General features: G+C 69.8%; 11 protein-coding genes and 1 pseudogene. 2 read left to right on the top strand and 10 right to left on the bottom strand.

Annotation, left to right across the window (positions count from 1 at the left end; all coding sequences use genetic code 11):
• The first annotated feature begins 34 nt into the window (after positions 1 to 34).
• Positions 35 to 277 carry a hypothetical protein gene (locus SGFS_RS03940; protein WP_286247641.1) on the top strand — a complete coding sequence of 81 codons (243 nt, stop codon included), beginning with the start codon at positions 35 to 37 and terminating at the stop codon, positions 275 to 277.
• Positions 278 to 694: 417 nt separating this feature from the next.
• A pseudogene (locus SGFS_RS03935) lies at positions 695 to 865 on the top strand (TetR/AcrR family transcriptional regulator); the annotation flags it as partial.
• Positions 866 to 1,444: 579 nt separating this feature from the next.
• On the opposite strand, the gene SGFS_RS03930 reads toward SGFS_RS03935, so the two are convergent.
• From SGFS_RS03930 to SGFS_RS03885, 10 genes are all read right to left on the bottom strand, one after another.
• Positions 1,445 to 3,826, bottom strand: coding sequence for a carbohydrate binding domain-containing protein (locus tag SGFS_RS03930; protein WP_286247639.1), 2,382 nt, complete (start codon positions 3,824 to 3,826; stop codon positions 1,445 to 1,447).
• Positions 3,823 to 4,383, bottom strand: a complete 561-nt coding sequence (locus SGFS_RS03925; protein ID WP_286247638.1) for a hypothetical protein — start codon at positions 4,381 to 4,383, stop codon at positions 3,823 to 3,825. Before SGFS_RS03925 ends, SGFS_RS03930 begins: the two co-directional genes overlap by 4 nt.
• A gap of 20 nt (positions 4,384 to 4,403) precedes the next feature.
• Positions 4,404 to 5,357 (bottom strand): glycoside hydrolase family protein, encoded by a 954-nt coding sequence (locus tag SGFS_RS03920; RefSeq protein ID WP_286247637.1) that lies wholly within the window; start codon positions 5,355 to 5,357, stop codon positions 4,404 to 4,406.
• Between the two features lie 11 nt (positions 5,358 to 5,368).
• Positions 5,369 to 6,898: an arabinosylfuranosidase ArfA gene (gene arfA, locus SGFS_RS03915; RefSeq protein ID WP_286247635.1), complete on the bottom strand. Its 1,530-nt coding sequence runs from the start codon at positions 6,896 to 6,898 to the stop codon at positions 5,369 to 5,371.
• Between the two features lie 58 nt (positions 6,899 to 6,956).
• Complete coding sequence (locus tag SGFS_RS03910; protein WP_286247632.1) at positions 6,957 to 8,030, bottom strand: lactonase family protein; 1,074 nt, start codon at positions 8,028 to 8,030, stop codon at positions 6,957 to 6,959.
• A 41-nt stretch (positions 8,031 to 8,071) separates the two neighbouring features.
• Positions 8,072 to 9,040 (bottom strand): sugar kinase, encoded by a 969-nt coding sequence (locus SGFS_RS03905; RefSeq protein WP_350283970.1) that lies wholly within the window; start codon positions 9,038 to 9,040, stop codon positions 8,072 to 8,074.
• Complete coding sequence (locus SGFS_RS03900) at positions 9,037 to 9,696, bottom strand: bifunctional 4-hydroxy-2-oxoglutarate aldolase/2-dehydro-3-deoxy-phosphogluconate aldolase (RefSeq protein ID WP_286247631.1); 660 nt, start codon at positions 9,694 to 9,696, stop codon at positions 9,037 to 9,039. The genes SGFS_RS03905 and SGFS_RS03900 overlap by 4 nt, the downstream gene beginning before the upstream one ends.
• 162 nt (positions 9,697 to 9,858) lie before the next feature.
• Positions 9,859 to 10,680, bottom strand: coding sequence for a carbohydrate ABC transporter permease (locus SGFS_RS03895; RefSeq protein ID WP_286247629.1), 822 nt, complete (start codon positions 10,678 to 10,680; stop codon positions 9,859 to 9,861).
• Positions 10,680 to 11,723, bottom strand: coding sequence for a carbohydrate ABC transporter permease (locus SGFS_RS03890; protein ID WP_286247627.1), 1,044 nt, complete (start codon positions 11,721 to 11,723; stop codon positions 10,680 to 10,682). Before SGFS_RS03890 ends, SGFS_RS03895 begins: the two co-directional genes overlap by 1 nt.
• On the bottom strand, positions 11,720 to 13,066 hold the full coding sequence (locus SGFS_RS03885) for an extracellular solute-binding protein (protein WP_350283969.1): 1,347 nt from the start codon (positions 13,064 to 13,066) through the stop codon (positions 11,720 to 11,722). The genes SGFS_RS03890 and SGFS_RS03885 overlap by 4 nt, the downstream gene beginning before the upstream one ends.
• Positions 13,067 to 13,373: the final 307 nt, after the last annotated feature.

Raw genomic sequence — 13,373 nt, 5'->3', positions numbered from 1 at the left:
CGCACTGCCCTTTGCGAGGCAGATGAGTCCTCCTGTGGCGAAGCGGCCCTGCCGTTCCTTGGAGCAGACCGCGCAGATCCTCCGGGTCTTCGTCGAGCACTGCAACCGCCCGCCCGGTGCCCGGGAATGGGGTGAGGCCGACGGAGAACGCGTCATGATCGGACCGTGGCTCTGCGAGGCGCGTTCCCAACGGAACGTCGGCCGGCTCACCGAAGAGCAGAGCCACTTGATGGCAGAGATCCTCCAGACGCACCGGAGTGTCTGCGAACCCGAGTAGGGGCGTCCGGCCTCACGGCGAAGAAGCGACCCCGTGCGGAAGTCTCCTCCGGCTCCGGTCGGCGAACAGGCCGTGCACCTCCCGGCCGACGGCAACCGTCGTCGTCGGCCGGGGTGGTTGCGCGAGCATGCCCGTGCGGCCTTGCCGCAACGGTGGGGTGGTGTGCGAGGGATGAGCGCCCCGAGCCCGGACTGATCTGTGCGGCTTCCCGGCCCCAGGAGACGACGCCGGGCAGGCATCTGGCGAGAGATTGTGGCGGTGTGTCTGCGTCACGGCGCGTGGAGGCGGATCTCGCTGGGGGTGCGGCTTGCGTCACTGGCGGGCGGCCCGGTGTCTTGGGGTATGGACAGTCTCTCGACTTGGATTTGGAAACGGATCGGTTTACGATGACGGGAAACCGGCCGGTTTCCCTTTGTTTTCCGTGCCGAGGCCGAGCGCGGCGGCGCGAGCGATCCCGGCCCGCTGGCCCGGCAGCTCATCCTGGTCTTCGACGGCGCCGGCGCCCGCGCGGGGAACGGAGCCGACACCATCACGGGACTCATCGCCCCCACGGTGGTCACCCTGCTCGACACGGCAGGCGTGCGCTGACGCCTCGTCCTTCCCGTGTTTCCCGGATCCTCGTCCGGCCCGCCCGGACGACCTCGCCGATCAGGTCGTCGGCCTGTGTCTCGGCGGCCGCCACGGCGGCACATCCCTGCATCTGCATTTGCATCAGAAGCGTTTCGGGGCGTGTCGAGACCACCCGCGTGTGAGCGTTCGCCATGGCCCGAAGGGCTGGCGCTCCCCTCTCCATCCCGTTGGCCGCCCTCTCGAAGCAGGCGCGTGTCTTCCGCGCTCCGCGCCAGTGCGGCGGCGAAGACCGCCCCTTCGAGTGATCCTTTTGCTGCCGTCCGGTGAGGTGGCGGTCATGGCGGCGTCGGCCGCGTGGGCCTCTGTCGAACCGACGAGGCCCAGCCGAGGCGGCCCCCGCCGATACCGCCGCCGTCTTGAGGATTCCACGCCGGGGATCAGTACAGCTCTCCCTGGAGTCAGTCGCGTGCGAGGACTGGCGTGGGGGAGCAGGCGGAGAGCGTGGGCCCCCGGCACGGACTCGGTCCGTGTTCAGTCGGGCACGCCCACGCTCACCAGTTGGCCCTGGACGGCGTCACCTGCCGTCGGCGGAGTCGATCACTGCTCGGTCAGGGTGACCTCGTCGCAGTAGCCGTCGCCCGTTCCGGAGACGAGGTGACAGTAGATGCGGGCGGTCGTCACACCTGCCCCCGTCGTGAAGGTCGTCGACTGCTTGGAGTAGGTGCTCGACGTGGTCGAGGCACTTGTGACGGCGGAACCGTTGTAGAGCTTGGCCTCCAGTGCCGTCGTGGTGCCGGCGGTCTGACTCGCGATCGCGCCGCTCAGCCGGTAGGTGGTGTTCGACTTGAGGGTGTAGACGAGTTGCCACAGGGCGCCACCGCTCAGGGAGGAGTTCGTCAGTGCGGCGGCGTTGCCGTTGGACGACGTACCCGTGAGCGAGAAGTCACCGTTGCGCCAGGGCACGGTGTGGCCGGACTCGAAGTTGCCGTTGATCACGTGGTTCTTGACGGGGGTGACGGCGAGATCGTCGCAGTAACCGTTCCCGCTGCCGGAGCTCTTGTAGCAGTACAGGCGCACGGTGCTGTTGGCCGCCCCGGTGGTGAAGTCGGCGGAGACGAAGGTCCACCCGGTGCCCGAGGCGCTCGCCGTCGTTTCGAGGCCGCCGGTGTTCTTGACACCGACGTTCATGACCTCACCGGCGACGGCGGACTTCACCCAGCCCGAGACCCGGTACGTCGTGCGGGGCGCGACGGGGACGTACTGCTCGACGGAGGCCGGCGAGGGCCCGATGCGGGCCGTGTAGGTGCCGCTGTGGGCGCCCGAGTTCACCACCGAGGCGGAGTTCCACGCGCTCCACGCCGTGAGGGATCCCTTCTCGAAGCCGAGGTTCTGGTTCGCGAGGCAGGTCGCGTCGGACGGCGTGCTGAACTGGTCGGCGCCGATGTCGGGTGCGCAGACCGCGGGAACGGTCGATCCCCAGTAGTCCTTGCCGCCGTTGCCGGGGATGACGACTCCCGCGCCGATGGCCGGGGACGAGGCGGTGAGCTGGTAGCCCGCGACGCTGCCGATGCCCGTGCCGCCGCTGCCGGGCGAGGCCAGCAGGGGATCGGCGGTGATGTTGCCGTTGCCGGTCGGCTCACTGGCCGGGTGGTTGCCGTAGAAGAGGTTGTTCCGCCAGGCGAAGTTCGAGGCCGGTTGACCGGTGGTGTAGACGTAGCCACCGCTGCCCAGGTTGTAGATGAGGTTGTTGGCGAGGGTGAGGTCGTTCCAGGCGCCCGAGACCTCGAAGACGTTCGCGGTCGAACCCGAGGGGATGTAGATGGTGTTGTTGTAGAACTGCGAGTCCTGCGAGCCGAGCATGTTGACGACCCGGAGACGGTCGTCCTCGCTGACGTTGTAGCGGACCACGGCGTTGCTGCTGAGACGTGACCCTCCGCCGCAGCCGCAGAAGAGGATGAACCCGCCCTCGTTGTCGTGGCTGTAGTTGTACTGGACGATCGTGCCGTCCTGCCCGTAGTCGACATCGAAGCCCTGGCCGTCGGGGTTCCCGGTGTTCTTCTTGGTCCCGTACGCCTCGTTGTACTGGATCACGGTCCCGTCGGAGTCCCAGGCCCAGATGCCCGCGTTCGCCGCGTTGGCGGCCTTCGCCGCGTTGTAGACGACGTTGTGCTCGATGAGGGCGTCCTTCGACATCTGCACCACGATGCCGTCGCCGTCGGTGTCGTGGACGGTGTTGTTCCTGACGACGACGCCGGTCCACGGGGTCCAGGCGGGGTTGTTGCAGCCGATGGACGGCCGGCACAGCCATGTGCTCGACATGTTGATGCCGCTGCGGGCGATGTCGGCGACGGTGTTGCCGTCGATGACGACATCGTTGAAGGCGCTGGGCGTCGTGGTCCCGAGAACGGCGAAGAGGATGCCGGCGCTGCCGTCGACTTCCTTCGAGTTGTTTCCGTTCACGTCATGGATGTTGAGGTTGCTGACCTTGTAGTGGTTGCCGGTGCCGTAGTTCTCGAGCACCACATAGACACCGCGCCGCGCGTTCGCGCCCTTCACCGCGCCGGTGTTCGTGATCTCCAGGTTGGAGATCTCCCAGTACTCCTGGTTGTGCAGGTAGATCGCGTCCGTGCCGCCGCCTCCGGCGATGACCGGCAGGGCGCCCGTGCCGTAGGCGTCGATGGAGATCGACCCGCCTGCCGCGCTGCCCGAGCCCAGCGGGTGCAGGGTGCCGGTGCAGGTCGTCCCTCTCTTCAGCAGCAGTTGGTCCCCCGGCGCGAAGGTCTTCGCGTTCGGGCCGGCCAGCGAGTTCCACGGCGAGCCGGAGGTGCCGGTCCCGTTCGCCGCGGCCGAGCAGTCCACGTAGTAGGAGGTGCCCGCCGCCTGGGCTTGCACCGCCGGCGTGAGCACTACCGCGGCGCAGGCGACCAGCATGGTGACGAGGCCTGCGACGAACCGTCTTATGTCGGTGACATGTCTCATGGTGCTTCTCCCCGCACAACATTGTCGGGATGGGTGGTTGGGCTCGCCGTGCTCTTGCGGAGCGCGGCGACGATCGCCTGCGTCGGAGCGGGCTGGTTCGCCCAATCGGCGGCCACGTGTCCGTCGGCGCCGATCAGGAGTGTGTGGAGCTGTCCGTCCTTGGACAGCCGGGTGCCGGCGGAGGGCGAGTCCGCGGCGACCACGAGGTCAGGCGGGATGGACCAGTTCGCCGCGAAGTTCTTGAGTGCGCCGTCGGTCGTGTGGCCGTCGGAGTCGGTGATGAGGACCCGGACGTCGGGGTACTGCAGCGCCACGCTCTTGAGCGACGGGATCTGGCTCCGTGCGTGCGCGGCGTCGACGTCTCCCTGGGCGTCCACGGGCAGTGCGGCGATGAGGGTCGGGCCGGAGACGGCGATCCGGTTCCCGTCGAGCAGGGCCACCCCGGAGCCGGCCGGTTGTTCTTCGGCCTGGCATGAGGTGACGAGCAGGAGCGCGGGAACCAGGAGGAGCGCGGCGACGAACGGGATCACCGCCGCGCGACGGGTCCCAGCCCTCATTCCCGCCTGCCGGATGCCTGTCACCGGACCGGCCCTTCGAGAGGAAGGACGGGGGCCTCAAGGACTTCGTCGCGGTCGCACACGAGGGTGTCTCCGCTCACCCGCAGGCGGGCCACCTGGACCGAGCTCCGACGGTCGTTGTCGCCGCCGTGGTGCACGGCGGCGTCATCGGACCGCCCCGGATGCGTGAAGTAGAAGACGTACGCGCCGAGTTCACTGGTGACGACATCGGCGTGGTAGCCGTACCCCCCGTCGTCCGGGCCCTGCCCGGGCAGGTCGAGGATGAGTCCTCGCGGTTCCCATGTCTGCAGGTCACGCGAGTGAAGAACCCGCTGTCCCCGCCATTCGTCGACGAGCATCCAGTAACTGCCGTCGAGCTCGAAGACGTTCGGGCCTTCGTGCTCCGAGCACTCGACGGCCGGCCCCCGGACGGTCCACCGCGCCAGGTCGTCGCTGTCCGCAGCGTAAGTGTGGGCGTGGTCGGCCTCGTCCTTGTACCACATGCGGTAGCCGCCGGTGGGGAGCCGCAGGACGCAGGCGTCGATCACCCTCTCGGACGAGAGCGACAAGGTGGAACGGTAGGTCCACGAGAAGAGGTCGTGGCTCGTGTAGTGACGGATCACGCGCGCGTGGCCCGCCCACCGGGTCGGAACACCGCGGATCACACTGACGTACATGTGGTACTCGGTACCGTCGTCGACGATCTCGGGCGCCCAGTAGGTGTGCCGCCCGGGCTCGATGTCCAGCCCTTCGGCGATTCCCTGGTACAGCCAGGTGGCGCCGCCGTCCGCGGAGGACGCGATCCCGATGTCGGTCCCGTGGACCCAGCTCACGTCGTTCATCGGCGGCGCGTCGGCGCGCCGGCTCGTGTAGAACATCCACCACTCGCCGGCGTGCCGGTTGAACACAAGAGTGGGGTCGGCCGCGCCGTCGTGAACGGGGTCGCGGAACAGGGGGCGGGCAATGGCTGTCATCGGTTCTCCCCTCAGTCCTGACGGGGTGTCAGGCGGATCATGTTCCAGGACAGCGGTTCGAGTTCGGCGTGCAGGACGCCGTCGGTGACGGTGGTGCCGGTGGCGATGCGCGGGGTGACACGGTCGGGGCTGTCCGCGGTGTTGCTGGCCTCCGGGTCGGTGTCCGCCAGGACCAGGTGCTCCACGAGGGTGTGGGCGTCGACGCCGCGCAGGTCGATCGACAGGGGCAGCGCCTCCGACTGGCCGCGGTTGACCGCGAAGACGGTGACGGCGCCCGTCTCGTCGTCGGTCACCGCGGTGGCGTGCAGCAGCGGTACGTCACCGAAGCGGGCGGTCGGGTAGGTCGGGCTGTCCACCTCGACGCGCAGCACCCGGCCGCGTCCGTACGCCGACGCCTGGGCGAAGGGGTAGAACGTGGTCTGCCGCCACGCGGAGCCGCCCGGCTCGGTCATGATCGGCGCGATGACGTTGACGAGCTGCGCGAGGGAGGCCGCGGTGACCCGGTCGGCGTGCCGCAGCAGGGCGATGAGCAGCGAGCCGAAGACCACGGAGTCGGTGACGGTGTAGACGTCCTCCAGCAGGCGCGGCGCCTGCTGCCAGTCCTCGACCTGGTGCGGGTTGGGCCGCTTCTGGTACCAGACGTTCCACTCGTCGAAGGAGAGGTTGATGCGCTTGTCCGCCTTGAGACGGGCGCGGACGTGGTCGCAGGTGGCGACGACCGACTCGATGAAGTGCTCCATGTCCACGGCGGACGCCAGGAAGGAGTCGCGGTCACCGTCGATCTCCTCGTAGTAGGCGTGCAGGGAGACGTAGTCCACGAGGTCGTACGTGGCCTGGAGGACGGTCGACTCCCAGGAGGCGAAGGTCGGCATGGAGGAACTGGAGCTGCCGCAGGCGACCAGCTCCAGATCGGGGTCGACCTGTCGCATGGCGCGGGCGGTCTCGGCGGCGAGGCGGCCGTACTCCTCGGGGGTCTTGTGCCCGGTCTGCCAGGGGCCGTCCATCTCGTTGCCCAGGCACCACATCCGGATGCCGTACGGCTCCTTGGCGCCGTCGGCGACGCGGCGGTCGGACAGTTCGGTGCCGCCGGGGTGGTTCGCGTACTCCAGCAGCCGTACCGCGTCCTCGACGCCTCGTGTGCCGAGGTTGACGGCCATCATGGGCTCCATGCCGGTCTTGCCGCAGAAGCCCATGAATTCGCCGAGGCCGAACTCGTTGGTCTCGGTGGACTTCCACGCCAGGTCCAGCCGGGCCGGGCGCTCCTCGCGCGGGCCCACGCTGTCCTCCCAGCGGTAGCCCGAGACGAAGTTGCCGCCGGGGTAGCGGACGGTGGTGACGCCGAGTTCCCGGACCAGCGCCAGGACGTCCTGGCGCAGGCCGTCCGCGTCGGCGGCGGGGTGGCCGGGCTCGTAGATGCCGGTGTAGACGCAGCGGCCCATGTGCTCGACGAAGGATCCGTACAGACGCGGGTTGACACTGCCGACGTCGAACGCCGAGTCGAGGGTGAAGCGTGCGGCGGGGGTGGTGCCGGGCTCGGACATGACTGCCTTTCGGATGTGACAAGGAAGGAGGGCTGGAGGGGGCGGAGGGACAGGGAGGTCAGAGCGCCAGTGCGCAGACCACCGAGGGGGCGGGGACCGGCGGGTGGGACTGGGTGAGAGTGCCGTCGGTGAGGACCCGCAGGGCGGCGAGCGTGCCGCTGTGCTGGTTGGCGACGAGCAGATGACCGGCCGCCAGGGTCAGGCCGCGGGGCCATGTGCCGCCGGCGGGGACCTCGCCGAGCGGTTCCAGGGTGGTGCCGGTGAGGCGGAACGCGGCGACCGTGTCGGCACCCCGGTTGGTCACCCACACGAAGCGTCCGCAGGCTGAGGCGACGATTCCGCCGGGCTGGTTGACGACGTCCTCGGCTGCCGTGGCGGGAGCGCGGGAGAGTTCTGTCAGGGTGCCGTCGGTGGCGTCGTAGCGGTGGCAGGTGACGGTCGAGGACAGTTCGTCGGCGCTGAACACCAGGTCACCACCGGGGGCGAAGGCGAGGTGGCGGGGGCCGGATCCCGCGCGCACCGCATTCACCGCGACCCGCTCCAGGGTGCCGGTGAGGGTGTCGAGCCGGTACGTGAACACCGCGTCCGCCCCCAGGTCGGTGGCCAGCACGAAACGGCCCGCCGGGTCGACGAGTACCTGGTGGGCGTGGCTGCCCTCCTGACGTCCGGTGACCGGGCCCGAGCCCTGGTGGATGACGAGGTCGGTCGGTTCCAGCAGGCGTCCGTCGGGTCCGAGCCGGTGCACCGCGACGGTGCCCGGGGCGGTGTCGCTGCCGTAGTTCGCGGTCAGCAGCCACGCTCCGTCCGGGTGGACGGTGAGGTGGCACGGGTTCGCCCCGCCGCAGCTCACCGGGTCTCCCAGCGGTGACAGGGTGCCGTCGCCGTCGCGGGCGACGGCACTGACGGTCCCCGCCTCGGTCTCGTTCGTGCTGTAGACGACGTCGAGCGAGGGGTGAGCGGCCAGGAAGGAGGCCCCGCTGACGGGCAGCGGCTTCACCCGGTCGTCGTACGTCGTGCGGCCGGTGGCGGGATCGAGGAGCAGCGCGGCGACGCCGGGGCCGTCCCCGCCGGAGTCCGGTGTGTAGGAGCCGGTGAGGAGGGCGATCGCGTCGGTGGAGGGGCTTGTGAGCATGGGTGGTCCTGGAAGTAGCTGTGCCGGGGCGGAAGGAGGTGTCAGCGGACGATGTCGTCGTGGTGGTCGAGCAGTCCGAGTTCGGAGCGCCGGGGCAGGCCCTCCCAGTCGCCGGCGGTGCTCACCGCGAAGGCGCCGAGCAGGGCCGCCGTCCGCAACCGCCGCTCCGGGGGCTCTCCCGCGAGCAGTTCGGCGAGGTATCCGGCGGCGAACGCGTCTCCCGCGCCCACCGAGTCGTGGACGTGGACGGGTACGGCGGGCTGCCGGTGTGGCCGTCCGTCGAGGAGGGCGTACGCCCCCTCGGCGCCGAGCTTGATCACGGCCCCGCCGGGTCCGAGGTCACAGATGCCCTGGGCGAGTTCCTCCGGTCCGTCGGCACCGGGCACCACGAGAGCGGCCTCGTGCGGGCCGGCGAAGACCAGGTCGCTCCTGCGCAGCAGGGGCAGCAGGGCGTGCCGGGCCTCGGCCTCGCTCCACAGCAGCGAGCGGAAGTTGACGTCGAGGGAGATGGTCACGCCCGCGTCGGCGGCGATGTCCACGGCCCGGGTCACGGCCTGGGCGGGGCCTTCCCCGAGCGCGGGGGTGATGCCCGTGATGTGGAGGACCGCCGCCCCGGCGACGACCCGTTCGGGGATGTCGTCGGCGGTGAGCCGGGCGCCGGCCGTGTGGGTGCGGTAGTAGCGCGTGCGGCTGTGGGTGGAGGTGCGGCGTTCCTTCAGCAGCAGGGAGGTGGTGGCGGGATCACGCGTGGCGACGGTGGTGACCCCTTCGGCCCGTAGTTCCCGCAGCACGAGGTCGCCCAGTTCGTCGTCGCCCACCCGGCCGATCCAGGTCGCGGATCCGCCGAGCCGGCTGACCCCGACGGCGACGTTGGACTCGGCGCCGGCGATCCCCAGGCGCAGTGTCGTGCCGAGCGCGAACGGGCCGGGATCGCGGGCCCCCATGACGGCGAGCACGTCGCCGAGGGTGACGAGGTAGGGCTCGCCGGACGGAGGTGAGGATGTGTTCACGGTCTCGCCTCCCCGGCTCGTACCGCGTCCAGCAGGGTGCGTGCCCTCGTGGTGAGGGCGTCCAGTGCCTGCGCAGTGGGGTCCCGGTCCGCCCCGCGCAGCAGCGGGGAGCCGATTCCGACCGCACAGGCGCCCGCGCCCAGGTAGTCCCGCGCCTCGTCGATGCCGACGCCGCCGACGGCGACGAGGGGGATGTCGGGCAGGGGCGCTCGCAGTTGGCGCAGGTGGGCGGGGCCGCCCGTGCTCGCGGGGAACAGCTTGACGGCGGCGGCCCCGGCCCGCCACGCCTGGGACACCTCGGTCGGTGTCCAGGCCCCCGGGTAGCACGGGACATCCCGGTTCGCCGCGTCGCGGACGACGTCGGTGTCCACGACGGGGGCGACCAGGAATTCCGCTCCCGCCGCCAGGGCGTCCCTGGCCTGGTCGCCGGTGATCACGGTGCCCGCGCCGACCGCTACGGCGGGGCCGAGTTCCGACCGGACGGCGGCCAGCGCGTCGAGCGCCCCGGCGGTGGTCAGGGTGATCTCCAGGCAGGTGACGCCGCCTGCCGCGAGCGCCCGGGCCACGGCGGGCAGTCCTGCGGCGTCGGCCGACCTCAGAATGGCCATGACCCGTGTCCGGCCGAGCTGCGGAGTGAGGGCGGGACGCTCGGTCATGACCCCACCGCCGTGGGGGAGATGAGGATTCCCTGGGTGTCGGTCATGCGGTTCCTTTGCTGGCGGGGTGCGTCGGTGACGCGGATCGGAGGTGCGTCGGCAGGGCGGACCGGCCGGTTGCGGCGGTGAGGGTGGCTCAGCGGGTGCGTCGGTGGGGGTGGGTCACTTGAGTCCGGAGGTGGCGGCGCCGGTGACGAAGCCCCGCTGCACGATGAGGAACAACGCCAGCACCGGGACGACGTACATCACCGCGCCCGCGGCGACCAGGTTCCCGAGCGGTGCGCCGTGCGCGTTGTGGTAGCCGTAGGCGAGCTTGACCGCGAGCGTGGTGTGGGTGTCGTCCAGCAGCAGGGCGGGCGCGATGTAGTCGCCCCAGGTCCAGCTGAAGGACAGGATCAGGCTGGTGGCGATGACCGGCCAGGACTGCGGCAGGAAGATCCGCCAGAAGATGCGGATCTGCCCGCAGCCGTCCACGATCGCTGCCTCCTCCAGCTCCTTGGGCATGTTCGAGAAGAACTGCCGGAACAGGAAGATCAGGTACGGGGCTCCGCACAGGCCCCACAGCACCCACGGCACATAGGTGTTGGTGAGGTGCATCTTGGCGAACAGCAGATAGGTCGGGATGAGGGTGAGAACCTGCGGCAGCATCATCGTGGACAGCAGGACGGAGAAGATCAGCCGCTTGCCGGGCGCGTTGAGACGGGCGAAGCCGTACCCCGCCCACGCCGAGGCCAGGGTGACCAGGACGGCGTAGAGGGTGGCGATCGTCAGGGAGTTGCGGGCGTAGCCGAGGTAGTCGATCTGGGTCAGGGCGTCCCGGAAGTTGCTGAAACTGGGGTGGTGCGGCCACCAGTGGATGGGCAGCGCGCGCAGCTCCGAGGGATCCTTCAGGGCGGTGTCCAGCAGCCAGCCGAACGGGCCGAGGAAGAGGACGAGGGCGCCGACCAGCAGCATGTAGACGGCACTTCTGCGGGGGAACACCATCACTTGCCTCCGATCGTGCGCGGCCGGGACGGCTTGTCCGACTCCGGGGCGACGGAGTAGAAGACCGCGCCCCTGCTGAGCCTGAAGACGAGGAAGGTGACCGCGATGATGATCAGGAACAGCACCCAGAGCATCGCGGAGGCGTATCCGTAACGACCGTTGGCGAAGTACTGGGCGAACACGTGGATCATGAACAGGTAGTTGCCCTCGGGTACGGCCGTGACGCCCCTGGGGGTGGGGTCGAGGGAGATCAGCAGCGGCAGGAAGCTCTGCACGGCGGCGATGATGCCCGTGATGACCTGGAAGAACAGCACAGGGGAGAGCATCGGCAGGGTGATCTTGGTAAAGGACTGCCAGGTGTTCGCCCCGTCCATGCGGGCGGCCTCGTGGAGCTCTTTGGGGATTTCCTGGAGCCCCGCCAGCGAGATGATCATGGCGTTGCCGGCGCCCCACAGGGTCAGGGTGATCAGGACCCAGCGGGCGTAGGGGTCCATCAGCCAGCTGACGCCGTCGAGGCGCAGGGCGTCCAGGACGCCGTTGGCGGCGCCCGAGTCCCGGTCGAAGATGAGCTTGAAGGTGAGGGCGGCACCCACGGGCGGGACGACCGCGGGCAGGTACAGCAGGGTGCGGAACAGCCCGCGGGCCCGGATCGGCTGGTTGACCAGCACGGCGAGCAACAGCCCCGCCGCGATGGTCAGCGGCACGGTGACAGCGGTGAAGACGCCGGTACGGGCCAGGGAGGACATCGTCTCCGGGTCGCTGAGAACCTCCCGGTAGTTGTCCAGGCCGACGAAGCGGGAGTTGTTCGACAGTCCGTCGGCGTTGGTCAGGCTCAGCCACAGGGCGTAGCCGAGCGGGAAGGCCGTCAGGGTGAGGAAGCCCAGCACCCAGGGTCCGGCGAACACGTAGAAGGAGAGGGCCCGGCGGGTGGTCAGCGAGCGGGCTCTGCGACCGGCGTGTCGGCCGGCGCGGGGCCCGGGCCGGGCGGCCGTCTCCCCGGAGGGAGACTGCGCGCCCGGTACGGTGATCTGATCGGTGCTCACCCCACGAGCTCCTTGCCCTGGGCGAGCTGCTCGTTCATCCGGGAGTTGAGCTGGTCGGCGACCTTGCCCGCGGACGTCCCGGACTTCACGGCACCGGGAAGCACCTTGTTGAGCACGCCCTCCAGCGCGGCCTGCTGGGCGTACGGGGTGAAGCTGAGCACCGAAAAGTGCGGCAGTTCCTGCTCCTGCACCTTGAACGCCTGCTTCTGGAAGGCGTTGGTCTGAGGCATCTTCGAGCGCAGAGAGGTCAGCGAGGGGATGCCCCATCCGCTGGCGGCCCGCTCCTGCGCGGGCTTGCCGCCGAAGTACCACTCGAAGAACTTCCAGGCCGCGTCCTTGTTCTTGGCGTCCCTCGGGATCCAGAAGCCGGTGGCGCCGAAGCAGGAACTGACGCGGTTGCCGCCGAGCTGCGGCGCGGGCGCGAAGCGGGAGACGCCGGCGAGCTTGGGGTCGGCGCCGATCAGCCCGCCGAACCAGTAGCCGTTGCAGCTCATCGCCATCCGGTTGGCCTGGTAGGTGGGGCCGTCCCAGCCGTCCGGGTTGGGGTTGACGACGCTGGGGCCTATGTCGGCCTTCGCGTAGTCCAGGTACCACTGCAGTGCCTTGCGCGCCTCCGGGGAGGAGAAGTCCACCGTGGCCAGATCCTCGGCGAACAGGCTGCCGCCGGCGGAGGCGGTCATGCCCATGAGCTGCGGGAAGACACCCATGCCGGTGGCGTTCAGGCCGTACACCTTGACCTTGCCCAGGCGGCGCTTGACCAGCTTCTTGCCGAGGTCCAGCCACTCGTCGCAGGAGATCGGTTCGGTCGCACTGAGCGTGTCCAGCTTGGCGGCCTCGAACAGGTCGGTGCGGTACCAGAACATGGAGTCCTGGGAGTAGTCCTTGGCCATGCCGTAGCGCGGTCCGGCGCCCTGCTTCTTGCCGTCGTAGCGCCACACGTCGTTGACCGGGTCGAGGTCGGAGGGCTTCAGCACCGAGCTCTTGGCGAAGTACGGGTCCAGGTCCGTCATCAGGCCGCGGGCGGCGAAGTAGGGGGTCTCGGTGGCGCCGAAGCCGCGGACGACGTCCGGCGCGTTCTTCGCCGCCAGCATGGCGTTCAGCTTGGTGGCGTCCCAGATGATGACGTTGATGTTCATCCCCAGCGCCTCTTCGGCGGCCTTGAGGGTCTTCTTGTCCCACTCGTTCTCGACCGTCATGACGGTGAGCGTCGTCTTACCGCTACCGGATCCGCTCGCGCCGGTGCCGGCCGAGCCGGCGCAGGCGGACAGACCGGTCGCGGCGAGCGCGGTTCCGGCGGAGACGGCGAGGAAGCGCCGTCTGTCGAGAGAGGTCGTCGTCGACATGGGCATGCTGATGGGCCTTTCGTGGCGGGGCGTACGCGGCTACGGGACGTACGACGGGGTCCATTTGCGGCATGAGGGGATGCCGCGACGAGCGGACGTGAGGAACACGGCGGCCGGTGGAACACCGGCTCGCTCGGCAGCCCGTGTTGCTGCCCTGGACCGAGCGCGTCCGTCTGCGTGGACGAGTGCGTGCTCCGGTCCGGCGAACCGCGGGTGCGACGGTGGTCGCGTCGGCGGTGGGCTCGGGGTGCCCTTCGACCAGCTGACTCTGTGTCAGGTTTGGCCGATAGCTAGCAGTGCGGCTATG

It is taken from the genome of Streptomyces graminofaciens (assembly GCF_030294945.1).
In the GTDB taxonomy this organism is placed as follows: Bacteria; Actinomycetota; Actinomycetes; order Streptomycetales; family Streptomycetaceae; genus Streptomyces; species Streptomyces graminofaciens.
Note: the sequence above shows the minus strand (reverse complement) of the source record. Positions and strands in the feature narration are given on the sequence as shown.

What these genes read in the sequence shown, in the direction of transcription:
- SGFS_RS03895 (WP_286247629.1), bottom strand. Translation starts at nt 10,680, where the DNA reads ATGGTGTTCCCCCGCAGAAGTGCCGTCTACATGCTGCTGGTCGGCGCC.
- SGFS_RS03885 (WP_350283969.1), bottom strand. Translation starts at nt 13,066, where the DNA reads ATGTCGACGACGACCTCTCTCGACAGACGGCGCTTCCTCGCCGTCTCC.
- SGFS_RS03920 (WP_286247637.1), bottom strand. Translation starts at nt 5,357, where the DNA reads ATGACAGCCATTGCCCGCCCCCTGTTCCGCGACCCCGTTCACGACGGC.
- SGFS_RS03900 (WP_286247631.1), bottom strand. Translation starts at nt 9,696, where the DNA reads ATGACCGAGCGTCCCGCCCTCACTCCGCAGCTCGGCCGGACACGGGTC.
- SGFS_RS03910 (WP_286247632.1), bottom strand. Translation starts at nt 8,030, where the DNA reads ATGCTCACAAGCCCCTCCACCGACGCGATCGCCCTCCTCACCGGCTCC.
- SGFS_RS03925 (WP_286247638.1), bottom strand. Translation starts at nt 4,383, where the DNA reads ATGAGGGCTGGGACCCGTCGCGCGGCGGTGATCCCGTTCGTCGCCGCG.
- arfA (WP_286247635.1), bottom strand. Translation starts at nt 6,898, where the DNA reads ATGTCCGAGCCCGGCACCACCCCCGCCGCACGCTTCACCCTCGACTCG.
- SGFS_RS03930 (WP_286247639.1), bottom strand. Translation starts at nt 3,826, where the DNA reads ATGAGACATGTCACCGACATAAGACGGTTCGTCGCAGGCCTCGTCACC.